Annotated in this window: 2 protein-coding genes; both read left to right on the top strand. The window is 70.9% G+C overall.

Annotated features, from left to right (window positions below):
- A partial coding sequence (locus C9414_RS20690) for a hypothetical protein (RefSeq protein WP_219909122.1) occupies positions 1-277 on the top strand: 277 nt, incomplete at its 5' end.
- A gap of 103 nt (positions 278-380) precedes the next feature.
- Positions 381-770 (top strand): DUF445 family protein (locus C9414_RS20685; protein ID WP_142398064.1); only part of this gene is annotated, 390 nt, incomplete at its 3' end.

Raw genomic sequence — 770 nt, 5'->3', positions numbered from 1 at the left:
CGCTGCCGGCGGCAAGGACGAGTTGAAGCAGGCCGCCAAGCGCGTGCGCGAGTCCAAGCGCAAGCCGCGCGCACCGAAGCCTGAACCGGCCGAGATGGACTTCGAGGAAGCGGACGAGGACGAGATCGCCAGCCGCGATGCCGACGTGCTGTCGGCGCTGGAGCAGCTGGGTGAGGACGCACCGGCGCTGCGCCGCCGCGTGGTTGCCCTGACCCGCGAGAACGATACCCTGCGCGCGCAGCTGGCCGCGCTGCGCAAGCAGCTCGAAGCGCTCTGAACCCTGCGGTAGTGCCGGCCGCTGGCCGGCAACCCCATGAACGTTCCCGGTGCGTTGTCGTTGCCGGCCAGCGGCCGGCACTACTGGCGGTTAGACTTCCGGCATGACGCTTGCCAATGATCCGCGCCGCGCCCAGCTGCGGCGCCTGAAAGCCCTCGCGCTGGGCCTGCTGCTGTTGATGCTGGCCGGTTTCGCGGTCAGGCACTGGCAGGGCGAGCGCGGCATCTGGGCCTGGGTCTCGGCCTTCTGCGAGGCCGCGGCGGTCGGTGCGCTGGCCGACTGGTTCGCCGTCGTTGCCCTGTTCCGGCGGCCGATGGGCCTGCCGATTCCACACACCGCGATCATCCCACGCAGCAAGGAACGCATCGGCGACAGCCTGGCCCTGTTCGTGCGCGACCAGTTCCTGGAACCGGGCGTGCTGCTGGCCAAGCTGCAAGTGTTCGATCCGGCCAGCCGCCTCGGCAGCTGGCTGGCCGACCCGGCGCGCTCGCGG

Source organism: Bacillus sp. Nf3, assembly GCF_003028545.1.
In the GTDB taxonomy this organism is placed as follows: Bacteria; Bacillota; Bacilli; order Bacillales; family Bacillaceae; genus Bacillus; species Bacillus safensis.
This window is presented reverse-complemented; position numbering and strand designations above follow the sequence as displayed.